Raw genomic sequence first — 2,319 nt, 5'->3', positions numbered from 1 at the left:
ATCTGGTGGTGGCCGATTACGACGGCTATTTGCACTGGCTGTTGCGCGAAAGCGGTGAGCTGGCCGGGCGCGCCCGGATCAACGCCGGGTTTTATCTGATGACCGATGAATACGACGGCTACGATCCCGCTTTTCGAAAGGAAAACAACGTGTTGACCCGGCCACTGGTGGCCGGCGAGCGAGTCATCGCGGTGGATCGCAAAGGTTATGTGGCCGCCTTCGGGCGGGCCGAATAACGGTGTCGCGTTTCAACTTGCCAGCCATCTGATTCAGGAACGTCCATGCAACCGGTCATCGCTCTCGTCGGTCGTCCCAATGTCGGCAAGTCCACCCTGTTCAACCGCCTGACCCGCTCGCGGGACGCGCTGGTGGCCGATCAACCGGGCCTCACCCGGGATCGCCAGTTTGGCGACGGCAAACTGGGCGACAGGCCCTATATCGTGGTGGATACCGGCGGTCTCAGCGGCGAGGATGAGACCCTCGACAGCCTGATGGCCAGCCAGGCCTGGCTGGCGGTGGAGCAGGCCGATGTAGTGCTGTTTCTGGTCGACGCCCATGCCGGGCTGATGCCGGATGATCAACAGATCGCCGAGCGCCTGCGTCAAACGGGCAAGCCGGTGTTTGTGGTGGTCAACAAGGCCGATGGCCGCGATGCCGATCTGGTCAGCGCCGAGTTCCACGCCCTGGGGCTGGGGCCGCCCCACGCGATCGCCGCCAGTCAGGGGCGAGGGATCAAGCCGTTAATTAACAGTGTGCTGGAGAGCCTGCCCGAGGCCGGGGCGTCGCCGGAGGAGGTGCCAGCCGGTATCAAGGTGGCGATCATCGGCCGGCCCAATGTGGGCAAATCGACCCTGGTCAACCGCATTCTCGGTGAGGAACGGGTGCTGGCCTATGACATGCCGGGCACCACCCGGGACAGTCTCTATCTGCCCTTCGAGCGTGACGATCAGACCTACGTGCTGATCGATACTGCCGGGGTGCGGCGCCGCAGCCGGGTCAAGGAAACGGTGGAAAAGTTCAGTGTTATCAAGACGCTGCAGGCCATCAAGGATGCCCATGTGGTGTTGATGCTGCTCGATGCCCACCAGGGTATCAGCGATCAGGATGCCAGTCTGCTCGGGTTTGTGCTGGAGTCCGGTCGGGCACTGGTGCTGGCGGTCAACAAATGGGACGGCCTGGAAAAGGAGCAGCGCGACTGGATCCGGCGCGAGCTGGAAGCCAAGCTCCCGTTTCTCGGTTTCGCCGAAGTGCATTTTATCTCGGCCCTGCACGGCACCAATGTCGGGCATCTGTTCGAGTCGATCATCACCGCCTATAAATCGGCCACCCGGACCCTCTCCACGGCGGCCCTGACCCGGCTGCTGCACGATCTGGTCGAGGCTCATCCGCCGCCACTGGTGCGCGGTCGTCGCATCAAGCTGCGTTTTGCGCACCAGGGGGGGCAGAACCCCCCGGTGATCGTCATCCACGGCAATCAGACCGCCGCCGTGTCGGACAGTTACCGGCGTTATCTGATCAACGGCTTTCAGAAACATCTGAAGCTGGAAGGGACACCGGTGCAGGTGGAATTTCGCAGTGGTGACAATCCCTTCGCCGGCAAGAAAAACAAACTCACCGCCCGCCAGGTTCAAAAGCGCCAGCGCCTGCGTCGCTTCGTGGCTAAACGGGGCAAATAGCCCTCTTGTCGGCAATGTCATAACTCAGGGTAAACCCTAACCCGGTGATATTCCCGATAATATTCCGCCTCCTTTTGTTACATTCCTGTTGCATTCTGGTTTAATTCTGACCAGCGTTTCGCTAGAATGAGCGACGTTTTGGGGTCATACCATTTTGGTATTTCTGTCCGACGGTTCGCACTCTTGTCCGATTGGCGATCCGGCCCGGACACACACATGGGAGAACAACAATGAACAAGCATATTCTTGCCCTGGCGGGCGGGTTGCTGGTGTGCGCGTCACTGCCGGTTCAGGCGGTGGAAGTCACCGTCAGCGGCTATGCCTCCTTCGCCGGCACCTATAGCGACAGCGAAAACGCCACTACCGGCGTTTCGGTTCCCTATTATTTCGAACTGGCGGATGACACCGCCCGGTTCGATACCGAAGATAACGATATCGGTCTGCAGTTTTCCGCCTCGGTCTCCGAGAAAGTCGATATGACCGTGGTCCTGCACGCCCAGGGCGGCGCCGATAACTACGATATCGATACCCAGTGGGCCTACGCCTCCTACCATTTCAATGACGAACTCGAGCTGCGAATGGGCAAATACAAGGGCCCGTTCTACATGATCTCCGACTATAAAGATGTCGGTTACGCCTATCC

At 60.0% G+C, this 2,319-nt stretch carries 1 protein-coding gene and 2 pseudogenes; all 3 read left to right on the top strand.

The genetic code is table 11. The features are described 5' to 3' along the window. Positions 1-236 (top strand): annotated as a pseudogene (locus RI563_RS13195) (hypothetical protein); the annotation flags it as partial. Positions 237-281: 45 nt separating this feature from the next. Next, on the top strand, positions 282-1,676 hold the full coding sequence (gene der / locus RI563_RS13190; RefSeq protein ID WP_310694844.1) for a ribosome biogenesis GTPase Der: 1,395 nt from the start codon (positions 282-284) through the stop codon (positions 1,674-1,676). A gap of 230 nt (positions 1,677-1,906) precedes the next feature. Next, a pseudogene (locus RI563_RS13185) lies at positions 1,907-2,319 on the top strand (hypothetical protein); the annotation flags it as partial.

Origin of the sequence: Thiohalophilus sp. (assembly GCF_031581315.1) — a bacterium.
Lineage (GTDB): Bacteria > Pseudomonadota > Gammaproteobacteria > UBA6429 > Thiohalophilaceae > Thiohalophilus.
This window is presented reverse-complemented; position numbering and strand designations above follow the sequence as displayed.

What these genes read in the sequence shown, in the direction of transcription:
- der (WP_310694844.1), top strand. Translation starts at nt 282, where the DNA reads ATGCAACCGGTCATCGCTCTCGTCGGTCGTCCCAATGTCGGCAAGTCC.